At 66.8% G+C, this 1,336-nt stretch carries 1 protein-coding gene and 1 pseudogene; both read right to left on the bottom strand.

Features of this window, described 5'->3' with window-relative positions:
• A partial coding sequence (locus IE251_RS40430; RefSeq protein ID WP_268253383.1) for an alpha-amylase family glycosyl hydrolase occupies positions 1-869 on the bottom strand: 869 nt, incomplete at its 3' end.
• A pseudogene (locus tag IE251_RS40435) lies at positions 866-1,336 on the bottom strand (DUF3459 domain-containing protein); the annotation flags it as partial. The gene IE251_RS40430 and the pseudogene IE251_RS40435, both read right to left, overlap by 4 nt.

A 1,336-nucleotide genomic window follows, 5' to 3' on the forward strand; every position in this document is an offset into this window, starting at 1 on the left:
ACGGGGAAGTGGAAGGCCATGTGGCACTCGTCGCCGCCGGCGGAGTAGTCGCCGAAGTAGTCGACCACGTCCTCCGGCCACTGGTTGGCCTCCGCCAGCAGCACCTTGTCCGGGTACTGGGCGTCGATCTCCCGGCGCACCCGCTTCAGGAAATCGTGCGTGGCGGGCAGGTTCTCGCAGTTGGTGCCCTCCCGCTGGTACAGGTACGGCACCGCGTCCAGCCGGAACCCGTCGATGCCGAGGTCCAGCCAGAACCGCAGCGCGGAGAGGATCTCCTCCTGGACGGCCGGGTTCTCGTAGTTGAGGTCCGGCTGGTGCGAGAAGAAGCGGTGCCAGTAGTACTGCTTGCGCACCGGGTCGTACGTCCAGTTGGAGACCTCGGTGTCGACGAAGATGATCCGCGCGTCCTGGTACTGCTTGTCGTCGTCGGCCCAGACGTAGTAGTCCCCGTACGGCCCGTGCGGATCCCGCCTCGACTCCTGGAACCACGGGTGCTGGTCGCTGGTGTGGTTCATGACGAAGTCGATGATCACCCGCATGCCGCGCTGGTGGGCGGCGTCCACGAACTCCACGAAGTCGGCGAGGTCACCGAACTCGGGCAGGACGGCGGTGTAGTCGGAGACGTCGTAACCGCCGTCCCTGAGAGGTGACTTGAAGAAGGGCGGCAGCCACAGGCAGTCCACGCCGAGCCACTGGAGGTAGTCCAGCTTGGCGGTCAGGCCCTTCAGGTCGCCGACGCCGTCACCGTTGCTGTCCTGGAAGGAACGGACCAGGACCTCGTAGAAGACGGCGCGTTTGAACCACTGCGGGTCCCGGTCCTTGGCGGGCGTGTCCTCGAAGGTGTCCGGTACGGGCTCGTTGACGGTCATATCGTGGGTGACCCTCCGATCTGCGGGTTGGACGGTCGCAGGACGGTGAAGACATGCGCGGGCCTGTGACCCGGTTCGAGACGCACGTAGTTGGCCCTGCCCCAGTGGTAGGTCTCACCGGTGAGCTCGTCGCGCACCGGCACGGACTCGTGCCGGTCCAGGCCGAGTCGCGGCATGTCCAACGAGACCGTGGCCTCCTGGGTGTGGTGCGGGTCGAGGTTGACGACCACGATCACCGTGTCCGTTCCCGTGCGCTTCGAGTAGACGAGCACCGCGTCCTGATCCGCGTCGTGGAAGTGGAGGTTGCGCAGCCGCTGGAGTGCCGGATGGCGGCGGCGGATGGTGTTGAGGCGGGTGATGAGCGGGGCGATGGTCCGGCCCTCGCGCTCGGCGGCCTCCCAGTCGCGGGGCCTGAGCTGGTACTTCTCCGAGTCCAGGTATTCCTCGGCGCCTTCGCGCAGCGGGGT

It is taken from the genome of Streptomyces eurythermus (assembly GCF_014649115.1).
Classification (GTDB): Bacteria; Actinomycetota; Actinomycetes; order Streptomycetales; family Streptomycetaceae; genus Streptomyces; species Streptomyces eurythermus.